Annotated in this window: 18 protein-coding genes; 10 read left to right on the forward strand and 8 right to left on the reverse strand. The window is 76.3% G+C overall.

What is annotated here, in order from left to right; all coding sequences use genetic code 11:
- Positions 1-8: 8 nt before the first annotated feature.
- Positions 9-1142, reverse strand: a complete 1134-nt coding sequence (locus tag AD017_RS04525) for a DNA cytosine methyltransferase (RefSeq protein WP_082399056.1) — start codon at positions 1140-1142, stop codon at positions 9-11.
- A gap of 87 nt (positions 1143-1229) precedes the next feature.
- Complete coding sequence (locus AD017_RS04530; RefSeq protein ID WP_349675458.1) at positions 1230-1673, reverse strand: very short patch repair endonuclease; 444 nt, start codon at positions 1671-1673, stop codon at positions 1230-1232.
- Between the two features lie 179 nt (positions 1674-1852).
- On the opposite strand from AD017_RS04530, the gene dhaK reads away from it, so the two are divergent.
- The 3 genes from dhaK to ptsP are packed head-to-tail and all read left to right on the forward strand — an operon-like array spanning position 1853 to position 5921.
- Complete coding sequence (gene dhaK, locus AD017_RS04535) at positions 1853-2857, forward strand: dihydroxyacetone kinase subunit DhaK (RefSeq protein WP_010227016.1); 1005 nt, start codon at positions 1853-1855, stop codon at positions 2855-2857.
- A gap of 5 nt (positions 2858-2862) precedes the next feature.
- Positions 2863-3510 carry a dihydroxyacetone kinase subunit DhaL gene (dhaL, locus tag AD017_RS04540; protein ID WP_060573073.1) on the forward strand — a complete coding sequence of 216 codons (648 nt, stop codon included), beginning with the start codon at positions 2863-2865 and terminating at the stop codon, positions 3508-3510.
- On the forward strand, positions 3507-5921 hold the full coding sequence (gene ptsP / locus AD017_RS04545) for a phosphoenolpyruvate--protein phosphotransferase (RefSeq protein WP_060573076.1): 2415 nt from the start codon (positions 3507-3509) through the stop codon (positions 5919-5921). The genes dhaL and ptsP overlap by 4 nt, the downstream gene beginning before the upstream one ends.
- A gap of 18 nt (positions 5922-5939) precedes the next feature.
- Here the strand turns inward: ptsP and AD017_RS04550 are convergent, their stop codons facing one another.
- From AD017_RS04550 to AD017_RS04565, 4 genes are all read right to left on the reverse strand, one after another.
- Positions 5940-6725, reverse strand: a complete 786-nt coding sequence (locus AD017_RS04550; protein ID WP_304440541.1) for an alpha/beta fold hydrolase — start codon at positions 6723-6725, stop codon at positions 5940-5942.
- A complete protein-coding gene (locus AD017_RS04555) occupies positions 6722-7702 on the reverse strand; it encodes a PHB depolymerase family esterase (protein WP_168172296.1) in 981 nt (326 codons plus the stop codon). Before AD017_RS04555 ends, AD017_RS04550 begins: the two co-directional genes overlap by 4 nt.
- A gap of 140 nt (positions 7703-7842) precedes the next feature.
- Complete coding sequence (locus tag AD017_RS35170) at positions 7843-8412, reverse strand: universal stress protein (protein WP_060573081.1); 570 nt, start codon at positions 8410-8412, stop codon at positions 7843-7845.
- Positions 8413-8482: 70 nt separating this feature from the next.
- Entirely contained in the window at positions 8483-9079 is a 597-nt protein-coding gene (locus AD017_RS04565) for a TetR family transcriptional regulator (RefSeq protein WP_227012657.1), read from the reverse strand.
- An 89-nt stretch (positions 9080-9168) separates the two neighbouring features.
- On the opposite strand from AD017_RS04565, the gene bioB reads away from it, so the two are divergent.
- From bioB to bioD, 3 genes are read left to right on the forward strand one after another with little or no spacing between them, the layout of a single operon-like run.
- A complete protein-coding gene (gene bioB / locus AD017_RS04570; protein WP_029239721.1) occupies positions 9169-10227 on the forward strand; it encodes a biotin synthase BioB in 1059 nt (352 codons plus the stop codon).
- Entirely contained in the window at positions 10224-11441 is a 1218-nt protein-coding gene (locus AD017_RS04575; RefSeq protein WP_060573083.1) for an 8-amino-7-oxononanoate synthase, read from the forward strand. The genes bioB and AD017_RS04575 overlap by 4 nt, the downstream gene beginning before the upstream one ends.
- The gene (gene bioD, locus AD017_RS04580; protein WP_202968828.1) at positions 11438-12199 is read left to right on the forward strand and encodes a dethiobiotin synthase; all 762 of its coding nucleotides are present in this window, start codon (positions 11438-11440) and stop codon (positions 12197-12199) included. Before AD017_RS04575 ends, bioD begins: the two co-directional genes overlap by 4 nt.
- A 540-nt stretch (positions 12200-12739) precedes the next feature.
- Here the strand turns inward: bioD and arr are convergent.
- Both arr and AD017_RS04590 read right to left on the reverse strand, forming a co-directional pair.
- On the reverse strand, positions 12740-13186 hold the full coding sequence (gene arr, locus AD017_RS04585; RefSeq protein ID WP_060573085.1) for an NAD(+)--rifampin ADP-ribosyltransferase: 447 nt from the start codon (positions 13184-13186) through the stop codon (positions 12740-12742).
- Between the two features lie 137 nt (positions 13187-13323).
- Complete coding sequence (locus tag AD017_RS04590; protein WP_082538342.1) at positions 13324-16077, reverse strand: AAA family ATPase; 2754 nt, start codon at positions 16075-16077, stop codon at positions 13324-13326.
- A gap of 185 nt (positions 16078-16262) precedes the next feature.
- On the opposite strand from AD017_RS04590, the gene AD017_RS04595 reads away from it, so the two are divergent.
- The 4 genes from AD017_RS04595 to AD017_RS04610 all read left to right on the forward strand — a co-directional run bounded on the left by AD017_RS04595 (position 16263) and on the right by AD017_RS04610 (position 19224).
- Positions 16263-16976, forward strand: coding sequence for a flavodoxin family protein (locus AD017_RS04595; RefSeq protein WP_060576229.1), 714 nt, complete (start codon positions 16263-16265; stop codon positions 16974-16976).
- A 40-nt stretch (positions 16977-17016) separates the two neighbouring features.
- Entirely contained in the window at positions 17017-17970 is a 954-nt protein-coding gene (locus AD017_RS04600; protein ID WP_060573086.1) for a DUF5996 family protein, read from the forward strand.
- The gene (locus AD017_RS04605) at positions 17967-18323 is read left to right on the forward strand and encodes a nuclear transport factor 2 family protein (RefSeq protein ID WP_060573088.1); all 357 of its coding nucleotides are present in this window, start codon (positions 17967-17969) and stop codon (positions 18321-18323) included. Before AD017_RS04600 ends, AD017_RS04605 begins: the two co-directional genes overlap by 4 nt.
- Positions 18324-18399: 76 nt before the next feature.
- Positions 18400-19224, forward strand: a complete 825-nt coding sequence (locus AD017_RS04610; protein WP_060573089.1) for an SH3 domain-containing protein — start codon at positions 18400-18402, stop codon at positions 19222-19224.
- Positions 19225-19269: the final 45 nt, after the last annotated feature.

A 19269-nucleotide genomic window follows, 5' to 3' on the forward strand; every position in this document is an offset into this window, starting at 1 on the left:
CCGCACGGTCAGGACGCCGGCTCGGCCTCCAGCCGCATCGCGTCGAGGTCGACGACCTGGCGGTCGGCGACGATCGGCTGCAGCCCGGAGACCCACGGAGCCCGGACCCGGGCGTCGAGTTCCTCGACGGTCAGCTCGATCCCCAGGACGCCTGCCAACACGTGCGCGGCCAGCCGGGGCGGGATGGCGTTCCCGACCTGCTGCCCGACGTCGTTCCCGGACCACGGGTAGTCGTGCGGGAAGGTCTGGAGCATCCCGGCCTCGTACTCGGTGAAGCGCTCGCCCCTGGTGGCCCCACGCCCGGTGATGCGGTTCCTGCGGATCTTCCCGGTCACCGTGGCGGCGGGCTCGTCGAACCGGCGCCGTCCACGGTCCTTCGGGTCGCCGCCGGTCCCGTAGTTGGAGACCACCTCGAAGGGCTGCGGTCGGTCGAGGGTCCGTCCCATCGTCTCCCAGGGCAGCAGGCGTGGATCGCCCTGGTCACGGTCCACTCCCCGTCGATACGGACGGTGGGTGGGGGTGGGAAGTGCCGGCTGCTCCCCCAGACGGGCCATCAGGATCGCGCGACGACGCGTCTGCGGAACCCCGAACTGCTCGGTGCGCAGGATCCCGGTGGCGGTCCGATAGTTGCCGACGCGTTCCAGTGCCTCCGCCATCGCCTCCCAGACCGGCAGCACGGCAGGAACCTGTTCGAGGACGATCGCCTCGTACTGGCGTTCCTGGTCCATCGCCTCGATCACCCAGCGCAGCGGTTCGAGGACCAGTCCGGTCCGTTCGTCGTCCAGGCCGGAGACGATCTCGCGGACGTCGTGGCGATCCACCATCAGCTCGACCAGCGTCCGGATCCGCTCGAGGGCGCGCCGACCCCCACCCGTCCCGGCGACGGTGAACGTCTGGCACGGCGGCCCCCCGGTCAGGACCGTCGCGTCCGGGAAGTCCGCGGGCCCGAGGTCCCGGACGTCGCGCTGCCTCGTCCGGAGTCCGGCGCGTCGTCGGGTCGCGCAGGCGTTGGCGTCGAACTCGACACCCTCCGCCGGGAATCCCAACCACTCCGCGGCGACGTCCAGCCCACCCGGACCGGCGAAGAGATCGACGATCGGGACGGACGACGGCGCGTGCAGGAACGGTTGCTCGGGGAGCACGGACGGACTCTATCGCTCGCTCCGTCCGCCGCGGGTCGGGTGCACCACCGTGTCGTCACATCGTCCGGACGGCCACTCGCCCACCGGTCACACGAGACGCGCCGCCTCCCGGTCGAGGACGTCCTCCACCGCGTCCGCCGCGGAATCGGCGGCCTCGTGCTCCCAGATCCGGATCACCGACCACCCCGCGTCCACGAGGCGCTCATCGGTGTCCCGGTCCCGCTCCACGTTGCGCGCGAGCTTCGTGGCCCACCACTCGCCGTTGGATTTCGGGGAGGTCGCGTGCTCCGGGCAACGGTGCCAGAAACAACCGTCGACGAAGATCGCCAGCCTGTACCGGGTGAAGACCACGTCGGCTCGGCGACGGCGGAGGCCGTCGATGTCGAAGCGGTACTCCACGCGGAACCGCCTGCCGCGCCGATGGAGCTCCCTCCGGAGGGCGACCTCCGGGGAGGTCCCGGTCCGAGCCTGACGGGACATCCGTGCGCTGACGTCCGGGCTGCTGGGCACGACCTGCGACATCGGAACCATCCCTCCCCCGGCGCTGTGTCCCGCTGCTCTCGATGCTCGGAGGAGCGTCGCACGCTCCGGAGGGACGAGCGTGCAGCACCACCGACATGCGCCGGCGTAACCACACGGCCCGGCCCGGCGAGCACGACAGGAGGACCCATCGACACCTGACCCGCGTACTCCGTGGAGGAGGAGCTCCGATGAAGAAGCTCATCAACGATCCCGCCGACGTGGTGGCCGAGTCGCTGGTCGGCGTGGCCAGGGCACACCCGGCGCAGCTGCGCGTCGACCACGAGAACCGCGTCGTCCTGCGGGCCGACGCCCCCGTCCGGGGCAAGGTCGGTCTGGTCTCCGGCGGCGGGACCGGGCACGAGCCGCTGCACAGCGGTTTCGTCGGGCGCGGGATGCTCGACGCCGCCTGCGCCGGGGAGGTGTTCACCTCGCCCGTGCCCGACCAGATGGTCGCGGCCACCCGGGCCGTCGACGGCGGCGCCGGCGTGCTGCACGTGGTCAAGAACTACACCGGCGACGTCATGAACTTCGAGATGGCGGCCGAGCTCGCGGGCGCCGAGAGCGGTGTGGCGGTGGAGTCCGTCGTGGTCGACGACGACGTCGCCGTCCAGGACAGCCTGTACACCGCGGGCCGGCGCGGCGTCGGTGCGACGCTGCTGGTCGAGAAGCTCGCCGGGGCCGCCGCCGAGGAGGGCCGCGACCTGCCCGCCGTCGCCGAGATCGCCCGCCGGGTCGACGCCGGCGCCCGCAGCATGGGGATGGCCCTGACCTCGTGCACCGTCCCGGCGAAGGGCACCCCGACGTTCGACCTGCCCGAGGACGAGATCGAGGTCGGGATCGGCATCCACGGCGAGCCCGGACGGCGGCGGGTCCCGCTCACCACGGCGCGCGAGACCGCGGAGATGCTGGTCGAGCCGGTGCTGACCGATCTCGACTTCACGGGCGGCGGCGGGGTGGTCGCGTTCGTCAACGGCATGGGCGCCACCCCGCTGCTCGAGCTCTACCTGATGTACGGCGAGATCGCGGCGCTGCTGGAGAAGGCCGGGGTCACCGTCGCCCGGTCGCTGGTGGGCTCCTACGTCACCAGCCTGGACATGGCCGGGTGCTCGCTGACCCTGCTCCGCCTCGACGACGAGCTCGTCCGGCTCTGGGACGCGCCCGTGTCGACGACCGCGCTGCGCTGGGGAGTCTGACCCGGATGGCCGACACGACGGTCGACGCCGACGCGGTGCGCCGCTGGCTGCGCGTGTTCGCCGGGACGGTCGCCGCGCAGAAGGACGTGCTGACCGCGCTTGACGCCGAGATCGGCGACGCCGACCACGGAGCGAACATGCACCGCGGCATGCAAGCCGTCGTCGCCGACCTGGACGGCACGCCGGGTGCCGACCCGGGCGCCGTCCTGAAGCAGGCCGGGATGACGCTGGTCCGCAGCGTCGGCGGCGCCAGCGGCCCGCTGTACGGCACGTTCTTCCTGCGCATGGCGACGGCGGCCGGCGCGGCGGGCGAGCTCGATCCCGCCGCGTTCGCGGTGGCGCTGCGCGCGGGGCTCGACGGCGTCGTCGCGCGGGGGAAGGCCGGCCCGGGCGACAAGACGATGGTCGACGCGCTGGGCCCGGCGACGGACGCTCTGGACGAGGCCCTCGCCGGGGGACGCTCCCTCGACGAGGCGTTGCGCGCGGCGTCGGCGGCGGCCGACCGGGGGCGGGACGCCACCACCCCGATGCTCGCCCGCAAGGGGCGTGCGAGCTACCTGGGCGAGCGCAGCGTCGGGCACCAGGATCCCGGCGCGACCTCGACCGCCCTCCTCGTCGCGGCGGCCGCGACGCTGGCGGAGCCCGGCCCGTGACCGTCGGCATCGTCGTCGTCTCGCACAGCCCGGCGCTCGCCGACGCCGCCGTCGCGCTGGCCGCGGAGATGGTGCAGGGGCAGGACTCCGTCGTCGAGTGCGCCGCCGGGACCGGGGACGGCGGTCTCGGCACCGACGCCGTCGCGATCGCCGACGCCGTCACGCGCGCCGACACCGGCGCGGGCGTCGTCGTCCTGATGGACCTCGGCAGCGCCGTCCTCTCCGCGGAGACGGCGCTGGAGTTCCTCGACGACGACGTCCGCGCCCGTGTCGTGCTCTGCCCCGCACCGCTGGTCGAGGGCCTGGTCGCCGCCACGGTGACGGCCGCGTCCGGGGCGGGCACCGCGGAGGTCGCGGCCGAGGCGACCGCGGCACTGCTCGCGAAGCAGAACCACCTCGGCGAGCCCACCGCCGGTCCCCCGCCGGACGCGGGCCCGGCGCGGGTCACGGCGCGGTTCACCGTCGCCGCGCCGCACGGGCTGCACGCCCGCCCCGCCGCGATGGTCGTCCGGGCGGTGCGGGGGCTCGACGCCGACGTCCGGCTGCGCAACGTCACCGCGGGCACCGCGGCCGTGCCGGCGCGGAGCCTCTCGCAGGTCGCGACGCTCGGCGCGCTGCAGGACCACGAGATCGAGATCCTGGCCGACGGCGACGACGCCGAGACCGCGGTCCGCGCGCTGCTCGCGCTCGCCGGCGACGGCTTCGGGGAGGCGTCCGCACCCGCCCCGGCGGCCCCGCCGGTCGTCCCGGACGTGCCGGTCGCGGCGTCCCCCGGGATCGGCATCGGCCCCGCGGTCCTCGCCGGCACGGCCGCGGTGGCCGTGCCCCCGCCGCGGGCCGGTCCCCCGGAGGTGCAGCGCGAGCGGCTGGCGGCGGCGTGCGGGACGGTGCGGGCCGCGCTGGGCGCCGTCCGGGACCGGGCCGCCCGGGACATCGGTCCCGCCGAGGCCGCGATCTTCGACGCCCAGCTGCTGCTGCTCGACGACCCGGAGCTGACCGGGGCCACCGACGCCCGGATCGCCGCGGGCACGGACGCGGCACGCGCCTGGGCCGAGGCGGTCGAGGAGGTGGAGCGGCGCTTCGCCGCCGTGGCCGACGACTACCTGCAGGCCCGCGCCGCCGACGTCCGCGACCTGCGCGACCAGGTCCTCCGCGCTCTCGGCGGCGACGGCGCGCCGGACGCGGCCGCCGACGGCCTCCTGCTCGCCGACGACCTCACCCCGGCACGGGCCGCCGAGCTCGATCCGGCCCGCACCGTCGCGGTGCTCCTCGCCCACGGGAGCCCGACGGCGCACAGCGTGATCCTGCTGCGCGCCCGCGGGATCCCCGCCGTCGTCGGGGCCGCCGGAGCGATCCGGGCGGCCCGGCCCGGCGTCACCGTCGCGCTCGACGGCTCCACCGGCGAGGTCGTCGTCGACCCCGACGACGCCACCCTGGCCGGGTTCCGGCGGCGCGCCGGGGACCGGGACCGGCGGCGCGGCGAGGCGCTCGCCCGGGCCGGCGAACCGGCCGTGACACGGGACGGCACGACCGTGCTCGTCGGGGCCAACCTCGGCTCCGCCGACGACGCCCGCGCCGCCGCCGGGGCCGACCTGGCCGGCCTGGTCCGCACCGAGTTCTGCTTCCTCGGCCGCGCCGCACCCCCCACCGTCGACGAGCAGGAGGACGCGTACCGCGCGATCGCCGAGGCGATGACGGGACGGCGGGTCACCCTGCGCACGCTCGACGTCGGCGGTGACAAGCCGCTGGACTACCTGCCGGTGGCGCCGGAGGCGAACCCGTTCCTCGGGGTCCGCGGCATCCGGCTGGCCCTCGCTCGCCCGGAGCTGCTGACCGGCCAGCTGGAGGCGGTCGTCCGGGTGGCCCACGACCATCCCGTCGACGTCATGTTCCCCATGGTCAGCACGCTCGACGAGCTCCTCGCGGCCCGCGGGCTGCTCGACCGCGCGGTCACCACGGTCGGCCGGGGCCGGCCCGCGGGCCTGCGGGTGGGGATCATGGTCGAGGTGCCGGCGACGGCGTTGAAGGCGGCGGTGTTCGCCCCGCACGTCGACTTCCTCTCCGTCGGGACGAACGATCTCACCCAGTACGCGCTCGCGGCGGAACGCGGCAACGAGGCCCTGGCCGCGCTCGCCGACCCGCTCGATCCGGGGGTGCTCGCCCTCGTCGCCGCCGCGGGCGCCGTCGCCGCGCCGGACCTGCTGGTCGCGGTGTGCGGGGAGCTGGCCGCCGACCCGGCGGCCGTCCCGCTGCTGCTCGGGGCGGGGGTGCGGGAGCTGAGCGTCTCCCCCGCCGCCGTCGCGGAGACCAAGCAGGTGGTGCGCGGGGTCGATCTCGACACGGCCCGCGACCTGACCGGCCGGGCGCTGCGCGCCGCCGGGGCCGCCGCGGTGCGCGCGCTGCCGGGCTGACCTCGTCGTCGGCGGGGGTCAGCGCCCGGCGGCGACCCGGCCGGCCAGCTCCCGGACGACGGCGAGGGTCTCGTCCGGATGGTCGAGCTGCGGGTTGTGGGTCGAGCCCGGCCACGACACGAGGGGCCCGCCGAACGCATCGGCGAGCCGGGCGTGGGCGCGGTGGACCGCGTCCGTCTCCGCGCGGTCCGCGGTGACCACGACGGACGGCACCCGCGGGAGGTCGGCCTCCCGCAGCCCGGCCGACAGCGCGGCGAGGCCCCGCACGGCGCGGGCCAGGACCCGGATGTCGGAGCCGGCGATGCGCTCGTGCGCGGCGGCGCAGTCCGGGCGCAGGCGCAGCCGGCGGCGCTCCCGGGCCATCGTGGCGCGGAGCAGCCCGGCGAGCAGCCGGCGCACCGGCGGCACGGCGGTGACCGTCGCGACCACGCCCATCACGCGTTCGAGCCGGGCGCAGGCGGCCGGGTCGTTGACCGGCGTCGGGTCGAGCAGGACCAGGCCGGCGACGACCTCGGGGTGGTCCCGGGCGAGCAGCGTCGCCACCGCGCCGCCCAGGCTCTGCCCGACCACGACGACCGGGCCGCAGCCCAGCTCGCCGACGAGCGCCGCGAGGTGCGCCGTGGCCCCGGCGAGCGTGCCGTCCTCCGTGGACGTCCCGGTGCCGGGACGGTCGTGCACGATCACCCGGCAGCCGGGGTCGTCGGCGAGCGCCTCGGGCATCCCCGGGAAGAAGCCCTCGCACGCCGCGGCCCCGCCGGGCAGGAGCAGGACGGCCGGGCCCTGTTCGGTGCGTCCGCCGGTCACGATCCCTCCGTGCTCATCGGCCGGCCGGACGCGAAGTCCCACACGATCTCCGACAGGTCGGGTCCGGCCCGGTCCACGAACAAGCCGTCGGCGCGGGGCCCGGACCAGGCGTGCCCCTGCCCCTCGACCAGGTACGAGTCGATCGCCGCCCCGCCGGGGCCGCGGTGGCTCGTCAGCGTGTAGGGGTGCCCGCCGGGCGGCGCGACGCGGGTGACGTCGTCGGGTGCGGGATCGGCGTCGGGCAGGCCGGTGTCGATGAGCGCGTCCAGCGCGAGCCACTGCTGCACCAGCCGGTCCGCCATGAACGGCGGCACGACCTCGTCCTGGTCGCCCTGCACGACGAGCAGCGGCACGTGCCGGGCGCGCGGCCCCATCACGGACCGCGCGAGGCGGGCGTTGTCGACCGGGGTGACCGCGTCGAGGTCGTCCTGGGCGCGGTGGAACCCGTACTCGCCACCCGCGACCGAGGTGACGGTCGCGACGAGGTCCGGGTAGGTGACCCCGAGGATCACGGCCGTCCCCGCCCCGGACGAGGCCCCCGCGACGTGCACCTGCCGGGCGTCCGCCCCGTACTCGCCGACGACCTGGCGGATCATCCCGGCGAGCAGCTCGGGCTCGCCGCGGCCCCGATCCTGGTGGTCCGGGGACAGCGAGTTCCAGCACATCTGGACGTTCCGCAGGAGCGACTGCGTCGGGTAGACGACGAGGAACCCCTCCCGGTCGGCGAGGTCGTCGAAGCGGGTGGTGGCCTTCATCGAGTTCAGCCCGTAGCCGCTCATCGCGCACCCGTGCACGGCGACGACCACCGGCATCGGCCGGTCCGGCCGCCACGACGGCGGGACGTGCACCTGGTAGGCCAGCCGCCCCTCGGAGCTGGAGTAGCTGCCCGTCCGGTCCCCGCCCGGGGCGGGCCCGGCGGCCGGGGCCGCTGCCGAGGGGGTCGCGGCGAGGACGACGAGCACGAGCGCGGCCGTCACCCACCCCGTCCATCGGCCGATGCTGCGGCGGTGGGTCATGTCGACATCGCTCCGTTCCGGACGCCCGTGCCGGGTCCGTCGACAGTGAACACCCGGCCGTAGCGGCATGGTCAACCGCGGTCCCCGGGCCCGCCCGCCGGTCAGGCGGTCGGCAACGCCCCCGGTCCGGCGTCGGCCGCGGTCAGACGGTGCGGGACACCCCCGGGAGCGGGACGGCGGCGGGGCGGCGCGGGTGCGGACCGCACCACCGGCGAGGGCCGCACCGGGCGGGCGCCGGGCGGCACGACGACCACCGCCGCGCCCCGCACCTCGTCGGCGACGACGTCGGCCCACCTCCCGATGCGCACCTCCGCCTCGACGTCGACCTCGCCCGACCGGACCGCGACGTCGTCGGCGACCCGGTCGAGGCGCTGCCGCACGAGAACCGCCGCGCCGCGGGACACCGGCCGGTCGTCGGGCGACCGGGCGCCGACGGCCACGACCAGGCGCAGGTCACGTCCCGCCCGGCGCGCCAGCTGCTCCGCCCAGCAGGCGACGTGGTCGGCCAGCTCCCCGTCCCCGACCGCGACGACCGGCCCGGCCCTCCGGTGCCCGTCGCCGGCGTCCTCCCCGTGGCCGCGCGCGCCGGTCCCGGACGCGCCGGAACCGCCGGTCAGCCGCCGCAGCCAGGCCGGGAGGAAGGGCCCGGGGACGCTCGACGACGTCGTCATGCGGGTGAGCGTCCCGCCGGGGCACCCGGGACGGGCAGGGCCGACCGGCCCGCACCCCGGTCCGGCCCGGTCAGCTCCGGCCGGTCCCGGGCGCGGGCCCCAGCGCCTCCGGATCCGTCGACAGCCCGGACACGATCGCGGCCACGCCGAAGTGGAACGCCTCCGCGTCGTCGTCGCGGCTCCGCCCGGCACCGTCGGCGACGATCCCCGTCCGCACCAGCTCGGCGTGGTTCTGCTCCTCGGCGACGAACCCGAGCACGTAGTGCACGAGCGTCCGCGCCGCCCAACCCGCCCGGCGCTCGGAGAGCCGGTCGTCGAACGCGTCGCGCAGATCCCGGAGGGGTCCCAGCGCCTCGGGCCGGAAGGCGAACGCGAACGACACGAGCTCGGCACCGTCGCGGACCGCCAGGAGCGCGGCCCGCAGGGCGATCGCGGCCTCGCGCGGATCATCCGTCGGGACGGGATCCGGCGCGTCGTCGAGGATCCGGACCGCGACGTCCACGAGCAGGTCCTGCTTGCTCGGGACGTGGTAGTAGAGCGCTCCGGGCCGCACGCCGAGGTCGTCGGCGAGCCGCCGCATCGTCAGGCCGCCCAGGCCCTGCCCCCCGAGCAGGGCGACGGCCTGCCCGACGATCCGTTCCCGACTCAACCGCACGGTTCCCCCCACCTGTCCCGCTCCAGTCTGCGGGCCGGCCCGGACCGCGTCCCCACCGGGCGAGCTTGTCGCGCGGCGGCGCCCCGGCTACCGTTTGAACGGTGTTCAAAACCTTTGACGACCTCGCCTCCCGACAGCTCGACGGCGGCGTGCTCGACCGCGAGGACGCCCGCACCGTGCTCTCCGCCCCCGACGACGAGGTCCTCGGGCTGGTCGCGGCGGCCGGCCGGCTGCGCCGCGCCCACTTCGGCGACCGGGTGAAGGTCAACTACCTGGTGAACCTCAAGTCGGGGCTGTGCCCGGAGGACTGCGGGTACTGCTCGCAGCGGCTCGGCTCGTCGGCGGACGTCCTGAAGTACTCGTGGCTGAAGACCGACGAGGCCGTGCGGCAGGCGGGCGCAGGGATCTCGGGCGGGGCGTCGCGGGTCTGCCTCGTCGCGAGCGGGCGCGGGCCGGGCGCGCGGGACGTGGAGCGGGTCGCGGGCGTCGTCGGGGAGCTCAAGTCCGCGCACCCGGGTGTCGAGGTCTGTGCCTGCCTGGGGTTCCTGGGCGACGGCCAGGCCGAACGCCTGCGCGAGGCCGGTGTCGACGCCTACAACCACAACCTGAACACCGCCGAGTCGCGGTACTCGTCGATCTGCTCGACACACGACTACGCCGACCGCGTCGACACCGTGGAACGCGCGCGGGACGCCGGCCTCTCCCCCTGCTCCGGCCTCATCGTCGGCATGGGCGAGACCGACGACGAGGTGATCGACGCGATCTTCGCCCTGCGGGACCTCGGGGCCGACTCGATCCCGATCAACTTCCTGATGCCGTTCGAGGGCACGCCGATGGCGGGCACGTGGACCCTGGACCCCCAGCGCTGCCTGCGGATCCTCGCCCTGGCTCGGCTCGCGTGCCCGGACACCGAGGTCCGGATCGCCGGCGGCCGGGAGATGCACCTGCGGTCCCTGCAGGCGGTCGCCCTGCACGTCGCGAACTCGATCTTCCTGGGTGACTACCTGACCAGCGAGGGCCAGGCGGCGGAGGCCGACCTCCAGCTCATCGCCGACGCCGGGTTCCGGGTCCAGGGCGCCGACGAGTCGGCCACCGGCGACGCGCAGACCCCGGCCTCCCGCCGTCGCGGCGCCGGTACGCCCGTGGCCCCGAACGCATGACGACGACCGCGCCTGCCGGGACGGGCTCGATGGAGGACTGGCTCGCCAGCGCCGCGGACCGCCGGCACCGCGACGGCCTGGTCCGGGCGACCGACGCCGCCCGCCACCCGCGGGCTCGTCCGGGGACCCTCGACCTCGCCTCGAACGACTACCTCGGGCTGAGCGGTGACCCGCGCCTGGTCGCCGCCGCGGCCGAGGCACTGCGACGGCACGGCACGGGGGCCGGCGCGTCCCGGGTCGTCACCGGGACCACCGGCGCGCACGACGACCTCGAGTCCGCGCTCGGGCGGCTCACCGGGCAGCCGGCGGCACTCGCCTTCTCGAGCGGGTACGCCGCGAACGTCGGCCTGCTCACCGCACTCGGCGACCCCGGCACCCTGATCGTCAGTGACGCCCACGTGCACGCCTCGCTGGTCGACGGGGCCAGGCTGTCGCGCTCACCGGTGCGGATCTGCCCGCACGCCGACACCGGCGCGCTCGAGGAGCTGCTGCGCGACCGGGAGCACGAGCGCGCCGTGGTCGTCGTGGAGTCGATCTACTCGGTGCTCGGCGACGCCGCCGACCTGCGCCGGACCGCCGAGCTGTGCCACCGGTACGGGGCGATGCTCGTCGTCGACGAGGCGCACGGGATCGGCGTGGCGGGCGGCGGGCGGGGAGCCGTGCACGCCGCAGGGCTGGCCGGCGCCCCGCACATCGCCGTCACCGCGACGCTGTCCAAGGCACTGGGCTCGCAGGGCGGCGCCGTGCTCGGCTCGCCGCTGCTGCGCGAGCACCTCGTGAACACGGCGCGCACGTTCGTCTTCGACACCGGGCTCGCCCCGGCTGCCGCCGCGGCGGCAGCCGAGGGCTGCCGGATCATCGACACCGACCCCGGGCCGTGCGCCGCGCTGCACGCGGTCGCCGACGCCGTCGCGTCCGCGGCCGGGATCGTCCGGGCCCCCGGTGCGGTGCAGTCGCTGGCCGCCGCCGGCCCCGAGATCGCGGTCGCCGCGGCGCGGACGCTCGGCGAGGCCGGGATCCTCGTCGGCTGCTTCCGGCCACCGAGCGTCCCCGACGGGATCTCCCGGCTCCGGCTGGTCGCCCGCGCCGGGGTCGATCCCGGCCGCGCCGCCGAGGCTGCAGCACGGGCCGCACGCTCGGTCGGCCCGGCCGGTCCGGTCGGTTCGGTCGGCCCGGCCGCGTCGACCGGCGGGTCCGTCGGGGCGCCGTCGTGACCGGGGTGCCGCGGGTCCTGTTCGTGACCGGCACCGACACCGGGGTCGGCAAGACGATCGCCACCGCCGCGCTCGCCGCCGCCCTCGGCGGGACGGGCCGCTCCGTCGCGGTGTACAAGCCCGTCCAGGCCGGCACCGAGGACGGCGCCGGTGACATCGACACCGTCGTCCGGCTGGCCGCGCCGGCGGTGGCCCGTGAGGGTGTGCGGCTGCCCGATCCGATGGCACCGGTCGCTGCCGCGGCCCGCGCGGGCGTCCCGCTCCCGGCCGCGCCCGACCACCTGGCGACGATCGCCGCCCTCGGCGCCGCCCACGACCATGTGATCGTCGAGGGCGCCGGTGGGGTCCTGGTCGAGCTCGGTACCGACGGCCACACCCTCGCGGACCTCGCCGTCGCCGCACCGCAGCCGTCGGGGACGGTCGTCGTCTGCCGTAGCGGGCTCGGGACGCTCAACCACACCGCGCTGACCCTGGAGGCGCTCCGGCACCGCGACGCCGTCATCGCCGGGCTCCTCCTCGGCGCCTGGCCGGAGCACCCGTCCTTGATCGAGGAGGACAACCGCCGCCGCCTCGCCACCGGACCGGCCCCGCTGCTCGGCGCGGTCCCCGACGGAGCGGGCCTGCTCGACCCCGGGCACTTCCGCCGCCGGGCAGCCGAGTGGCTCGACTCGTGGCCCGCCCCCGCCCCGCACCCGGCTCACCCTCACCCTCATCGAGATGCACCTCAGCGCGACATGTCGATCCCTGGACGACACTGAGCTGCATCTCGGCGGGTACGCGACGCGGACCGGGCCGGGTTCGCACGGGATCGGTTGCCTCGCACGGGGTCGGATCCCGTGCGAGCGACGCGAACCCGTGCGAACCGATCCGTCGAGGGGTGCGGGGGCGCCGCGACTCATCGGACTCCGCATCCGCACCGCACGGCACGGTGTCCGGCACGGCACGGCACGGCACGGCCTGGCCCGGCTCGGCTCGGCTCGGCTCGGCACGGCCTGGCCCGGCCTGGCCCGGCCCGGCTCGGCAGAGCGCCACTCTGTCCGCCGGGCCTGGTCCGCACCGGCACACCCCTTCCGTGGAATCGCTTCCCCAGGCAGCGATCTCACCGGACAAGGTCCTCGGCCGCGGCGCGTGCCGGCCGGGCCCGGAGTCCGCGGTCCTGTGCGGGCGCCCCGGTGGGCGGCGCCGCCCACCGCGAGATCCGCCCCGGACAGGTCCGGCCCGCCGCCGGCCCGTCTGCGCGGCTCGTTCGCGCGGCTCGTTCGCGCAGCTCGTTCGCGCGGCTCGTTCGTGCGGGATCGTCAGTCGTAGACGACGGCGAGGCCGCGGCGCCGCAGGTCGTCGAGGAGGTCCCGCATCGTCTGCAGCTGCTCGGGGGTGTGCCCCGTCCAGTCCTCCAGCTCACCCACGATGCGGACGGGCTCGCGGGTCCGGTAGGAGCGCGTCGGATTGCCGGGGTGCTTCTTGTCGGTGACGTTGGGATCGTCCTCGACGGCTCCGGTCGGTTCCACGACGTAGATGCGACCGGGCCCGTCACCGGCGGCCATCTCGGCACCCCAGGCCGCGGCGTCGAGCGTCGCCGTCACGTAGACGTGGTTCATGATCCGCCCCTCCTCGAAGTTCGAGGGGCGGCCGGGGACCAGCAGGTCACCGACGGCCAGGTCGGCCCTGGTCCCGTGCAGCAGGACCCCCGGCTCGTACACCTCGAACGGTGTCGGCCCGGTCCCCGTGTCCGGCTCCTGCGTCATGCCGTGACTCCCCCTCGTCGTCGCGTGTGCGTCGAGCGGAGATCCTCCGCCGGGAGGGAGGGCTTGCCGCAAGCCCCGCCCCGCGCTATACGTTGATCACGGCGGACGCAGTGCCGGTCACCGGGGCATGTCTCGGGTCATCCCTCGTCGGCGCCCACGCGGAACCGCAGGTCCCCCGCCATGTCGATCCGGGCGAGCTCGACGCGCGAGGTGATGCCGAGCTTGGGGTAGACGCTGGCCAGGTGATGGCCGACCGTGCGGTGGCTGATCAGCAGCTGTGCCGCGATCTCCCGGTTGGTCAGGCCGTCGGCGGCCAGCCGTGCGACCCGCAGCTCCTGGGCGGTCAGTCCGGCCCCGGCCGGTGAGCCCGGCTCGTGGCGGGCGCCCGGCCCGCCCGCCAGGTCCTGCTCGCGCAGCGCCCGTGCCCGCAGCGGCTCCGCGCCGAGCCGGCCGAACGTGTCGGCGGCCGCGGCGAGCTCGTGCCGGGCGTCGGCCCGGCGGCGCGCCCGCCGCAGCCACTCGCCGTACAGCAGCCGGGTACGGGCGTGCTCGAACGGGTCGTCGCACGCGCCGGCCTCGTCGAGGGCCGCACGGTAGGAGGTCTCGGCCGCCGGCCCGTCCGCGGTGAGGGCGCGCAGCCGGTGGGCGGCCGAACGGGCCCAGACCGCGCCGGTGCGCTCGGCCCACGTCGCCACCGTCGCGACCCGGGCCCCGACGACGTCGGCGCGCCCGGCCTGCGCCGCCGCCTCCGCGGTGTCCGGGGCCGCGAGCAGCGCCGCCGTGCGGTGGGCGGCCTCGTGGCCGGGCTCGTCGAGCGGCAGCAGGTGGCGCAGGGCCTCCTTCGGCCGGCCGCCGAGGAGCGCCGCCCGGCCGCGGTGCCAGTACGCGGAGGCCGTCAGCGCGCGCACCCCGCGCGGGGCCGAGAGTGCCAGTGCGCTCCGGGTGAGCTCCTCGGTGCGGGCCCCGTCGCCGCGGGCCGCGGCCAGGCCGGCCAGGGAGAGGCGGCACTGCGTGGCGATGTGGTCCGCGCCGACCTCCGCGGCCAGCTGCAGTCCCTCCTCCGCCGCGGACCCGGCCGCCTCCCACCGGCCCGCGGCGAGGTCGAGGACGGCGGTCTGGGAGAGGACCATCGCCAGCGCGGCGAGCTCGTGCCGGCGCCGCAGCTGCGCGGCCTGCACGGTCAGCACGTCGTGCAGCGGGCCCTCGGCGCCCCAGGCCCAGACCAGCGGGACGGGTGGCAGCAGCTCCCACGGGACGGTGCCGAGCCGGCCGACGGTGTCGCTGCTCCTGCCCGGGGTGGCGCGGGCGACCTGCCCGGTCTCGTCGTAGCAGGCCCACCAGGCCCGCAGCACCGGCACGACCGGTGACAGCTCCGGGTCGCCGCCGGCATCGAGATCCAGCAGCCGGCGCAGCGCCTCCTGCTGCAGCTCGGGCCGGCCTGCCGACCACGCCGCGCGGACCGCCATCGAGCCCAGCTCCACCGCGCCGCGGGTGCCCGGGACGACGGTCATGTCCCGGGCCAGGTAGTGGTGGGCGCGCTCCGGCCTGCCGTAGGCGAACTCGAGGATCCCGCGCAGCCCACCGCTGCGCCGGACGACGGGGTCCACGCCGTCCAGGAGCTCGGCGTCGTCGAGCAGCCGTCGCGCCGCACCGGCCTGACCGGCGTCCCACGCGGCACGGGCGGCGGCGGCCAGCCGGCGGGCCGCGTCCGCCGGCTCCGGCGACAGCTCGGCGGCCCGCCGCAGCGTGCGGGACGCCATCGGCCCGGCGCTACGCTGCAGGCAGCGATCGGCCGCACGCTCCAGCAGCGCGGCGACGTCCTCGTCCGCCTCCTCGGCGGCCGCCGCCAGGTGCCAGGCCCGTTCCTCGAGGGCGTCGCCGGACAGCACCGCGGCGAGCGCCCGGTGCGCGGCCTGCCGGTCCGCGAAGGGAGCGCCGTCGTAGACGGCCGCCCGCACCAGCGGGTGCCGGAACTCCACCCGGGCTCCCGACGCACGGAGCAGACCCGAGCGCAGTGCCTCGTCCCAGGCGTCCGTGTCGACGCCCCAGCCCGCCCCGGCGCGGTGCACGACGTGCCGGTCACCCCGGTCCTCGGCCGCCGCCAGCAGCAGCAACGCCCGCGTCGACGGCTTCAGGGTCTCGACCCGGGCGCAGAACGCCCGCCGCAACCGGGGCCCGACCGCCACCGGCTCCCCCGCCGCCGGGAGGGGCGCCTCGCGACCGAGGGTGGGCAGCTCGCGCAGCGCCAGCGGGTTGCCCCCTGCCGTCCGGACCGTGCGGTCGACCAGCGTCTCGTCGGTGTCGGGCACGACGGCCGCGACCAGCCGGCGTGCGTCGTCGTCGGCCAGGCCGACGACCTCCATCGACGGCAGCCCCTCCCACGGCCCCGAGGCGGGATCCTCGTGCCCGGTCAGGAGTACGACGACCGGGTCGGTCCGCACCCGCCGCGCGACGAATCCCAGGCAGTGCGCGGTCGCCTCGTCGATCCACTGGGCGTCGTCGACCACGACGAGCACCGGCCGTTCCCGGGCCAGGCCGGAGAGCAGCGAGAGCACGGCCGCACCGATGAGGAAGCGGTTGGCCGGGTCCCGGCTCAGACCCAGCGCACCGCGCAGCGCCGCGGCCTGCGGTGCGGGGAGCGCGTCCAGCCGGTCCGTCACCGGCCACAACAGCTCGTGCAGCGCGGCGAACGCGAGGCCCGCCTCCATCCGGGTGCCCCGGCACCGCAGGACCGTGGCGCCGGACGCCGCCCCGACGGCGTGGTCGAGCAGGGCGGTCTTGCCGATGCCCGGCTCGCCCCACAGCACGAGCCCGGAGCCCTCGCCGCCGGCCGCCCGTGCCAGCACCCGGTCCAGGGCCGCGGTCTCGGCGCGCCGCCCGAACAGCTCCATGGTCCACCGTGCCTTCCCGCGCCGGGCCGCAACGGCACGACGGATCGCCTCGTCACACGGTAACCGCGCCTTTCCGGACATTCCGTCGTGACCGATCCACCGACCGATCCGCGGACGTCCGCGGCGCCCGACACTCGGTGGGTGAACCGCTCCGCACGCGTCGAACCGCCCGCGTCGTGACCCCCGTGACCGAGAGACCCGACTTCACCGGGCTGCGGGCGACGTACATCAACTGCACGCTCAACCGCTCCCCCGGCCGCAGCCACACCCAGGGCGTGATCGACCGCAGCGTGGCGATCATGGAGGCGAACGGGGTCGGCGTCGACCAGATCCGCGCCGTCGACCACGACATCGCCACCGGTGTCCGCCCGGACATGACCGAGCACGGGTGGGACACCGACGAGTGGCCGGCGCTGCTCACCCGCGTCCTGGCCGCCGACATCCTGGTCATCGCCGGACCGATCTGGCTCGGGGACAACAGCTCGGTGACCCGCCGGGTGATCGAACGGCTCTACGGCTACTCCGGCGTGCTCAACGAGCACGGCCAGTACGCGTACTACGGACGCGTCGGCGGCGCCCTGCTCACCGGCAACGAGGACGGCCTCAAGCACTGCGCAATGAGCATCCTCTACAGCCTGCAGCACATCGGGTTCACCGTCCCGCCCCAGGCCGACGCGGGCTGGCTCGGCGAGGTCGGCCCCGGCCCGTCCTACCTCGACGAGGGCTCCGGCGGTCCGGAGAACGACTTCACCAACCGCAACACCGCGTTCATGACCTACAACCTGCTCCACCTCGCGTCGATGTTCCGGAACGCCGGCGGGTTCCCCGCCTACGGCAACCAGCGCACAGCCTGGGACGCCGGGCGCCGCCCCGACGACGCCAATCCCGAATACCGTTGACCGTCACCCTCCCGTGGCGCCGCGAAGGATGTGAGCACCGATGACCAGCCCGGCGACGACGACCTGGCCGAGCCTGCGGGTGTCCGACTGGACCCCCACCCGCGACACCCTCCACATGTGGACCCAGATCGTGGGCAAGATCCGCATGGCCCACGCGCCCCTGCTGAACCACTGGTGGCAGGTGACGCTCTACGTCAGCCCGCGCGGGCTGACGACGTCGGCCGTCCCGCACCGCACGGGGGCCTTCGAGATCGAGTTCGACTTCGTCGGGCAGCAGCTGGAGGTCCGCAGCAGCGACGGCGGGGTGCAGAGCCTCCCGCTCCGGCCGATGCCGGTCGCGGAGTTCTACACCCGGGTCCTCGACATGCTCGACCGGCTCGGGATCGAGGCACCGATCCGGCCGCACCCCAACGAGGTCGACCCGGCGATCCCCTTCGCCGAGGACCACACCCACACCTCCTACGACGGCGAGGCGGCCGCCCTGTTCTGGCGGCAGCTGCTGCAGGCGAACCGCGTGATGGGTGAGTTCCGGTCGCACTTCGTCGGCAAGGTCAGCCCGGTGCACTTCTTCTGGGGTGCGATGGACCTCGCCTGCACCCGCTTCTCCGGGCGGCCGGCCCCGCCGCACCCGGGCGGCGCCCCCAACTGCGGGGACTGGGTCATGGTCGAGGGCTACTCCCGGGAGCTGTCCAGCTGCGGGTTCTGGCCGGGCGGCGGCGAGGAGGGCGCGTTCTACTCCTACGCCTACCCCGGGCCCGACGGGTTCGCCGACCAGCCGGTCGGCCCCGACGGCGCGTTCTTCAGCACCGAGTTCCAGCAGTTCCTGCTGCCCTACGAGGTCGCCCGCGCCGCACCCGACCCCGATCGGGCGGTCGCCGAGTTCCTCCGCACCACCTACGAGGCCGCCGCGGACCTCGGCCACTGGGACCGCGCGGCGCTGGAGGACGACCCCGCCCGCTGGGAGGGGACCGCCGTGCCCCGGACCACGACATGACCGACCCGATCGGCACCCTCGTCGACGCGCACCTGGACGCCTGGAACGGACCGGCCGGCCCCGGCCGGGACGCGACCGTCGCGGAGGTCTACGCGCCGGACGTGCTCGTCGGGGAGCCGGACGCCGCCCGCACCGGGCACGCCGGGATGTCCGAGGCGATCGACGCCCTCCACGCACAGGTGCCGGGCGCCGCGATCACCCGCTCGGGGCCTGTCCAGCGGGCCCAGGACCTGGTCACCTACACCTGGGTCCTCGGTGCCGAGGGGCGCGCGCCGGTCGCATCCGGCCGTGACGTGCTCCTCGTCCGGGACGGGAGGATCACGAGCCTGTACGTGCTGATCGACACGACGTGACGGCCGCGCCGGTGGCGTGACCGGGGTGCGTCGTAAGGCGGGTACGGGCACAGGGGCGCCGGGGAGGGAGCGGTCCGTGACCGATCAGCACGTCGATCACCTGGCCGCGGCCGAGCGGGCCGCGCGGATGGACGACCTCGCCGTCCGGCGGGGCGCGGAGGGCCGGCGGGCCGAGGCCGAGGCCGCCGCCGACGAGGCCGCCCGGCTGTACCGCGCCCTCGCGGCGGACTTCCCCGCGATGTTCGGCGGCGACGCCGACCGCGCCGGTGCGCTCGCCACCGCCCTGCGGGAGGCTCCGTCCGGGGGCTGGCGGGCGGTCCTGACCGCCGCCGTGCCGTACGGGCCCGCCTCCCTCGGCGCCCGCGCACCCGCCGCCGCCCGCGAACCCGACGGCCCCGTCGTACCCACGGCCCCGGAGCCGGCGGCCCCCGCCGGACCCCCGCCCGGACCGCGGCGACGGCGCGCCGTGACGTCGGTGGTGATGGTGACGGCGGCGGTGGTCGTCGTCCTTCTCGGGACCGTCGGCACCGCGGGCTGGGTCCTCTCGCGACCGCCCGCGGAGGCCGCGGTCCGGACGGAGCCGGCACCCGTCCCCGTCCCGATCAGGCCGTGGACCGCCGGTGCCCGCGCCGACGTGGCCCCGACCGGCGTCGCGCTGCGCGCCGCGCCGTCCACCGCGGGCGACCCGGTCGGGCGGCTGCCCGTGGGCGACGACGTCGAGATCCGCTGCGGCGAGATCGGCCGCGCGACCACCACCGACACCGGCGAGCGCAGCTCCAGCTGGCTCCGCACCGCGACCGGGAGCTGGGTCGCCGCGGTGAACGTCGAGCTCCGCGGGCCCGGCACGATCACGAACTGCAGGCCCGGGCAGCCCCCGGTGCCCGTCCCGCACCACCGGTGAGGTCCCGTCCTCCGGGCGGCGTGCGAGACGATCACGAACCGTCAT

Origin of the sequence: Pseudonocardia sp. EC080619-01 (assembly GCF_001420995.1) — a bacterium.
In the GTDB taxonomy this organism is placed as follows: Bacteria; Actinomycetota; Actinomycetes; order Mycobacteriales; family Pseudonocardiaceae; genus Pseudonocardia.

Bases quoted from the DNA above. Each gene is read 5' to 3' on its own strand.
- dhaK (WP_010227016.1), top strand. From the start codon at position 1,853: ATGAAGAAGCTCATCAACGATCCCGCCGACGTGGTGGCCGAGTCGCTG.
- AD017_RS04605 (WP_060573088.1), top strand. From the start codon at position 17,967: ATGACCGACCCGATCGGCACCCTCGTCGACGCGCACCTGGACGCCTGG.
- AD017_RS04590 (WP_082538342.1), bottom strand. From the start codon at position 16,077: ATGGAGCTGTTCGGGCGGCGCGCCGAGACCGCGGCCCTGGACCGGGTG.
- AD017_RS04530 (WP_349675458.1), bottom strand. From the start codon at position 1,673: ATGGTTCCGATGTCGCAGGTCGTGCCCAGCAGCCCGGACGTCAGCGCA.
- AD017_RS04575 (WP_060573083.1), top strand. From the start codon at position 10,224: ATGACGACGACCGCGCCTGCCGGGACGGGCTCGATGGAGGACTGGCTC.
- arr (WP_060573085.1), bottom strand. From the start codon at position 13,186: ATGACGCAGGAGCCGGACACGGGGACCGGGCCGACACCGTTCGAGGTG.
- AD017_RS35170 (WP_060573081.1), bottom strand. From the start codon at position 8,412: ATGACGACGTCGTCGAGCGTCCCCGGGCCCTTCCTCCCGGCCTGGCTG.
- AD017_RS04600 (WP_060573086.1), top strand. From the start codon at position 17,017: ATGACCAGCCCGGCGACGACGACCTGGCCGAGCCTGCGGGTGTCCGAC.
- dhaL (WP_060573073.1), top strand. From the start codon at position 2,863: ATGGCCGACACGACGGTCGACGCCGACGCGGTGCGCCGCTGGCTGCGC.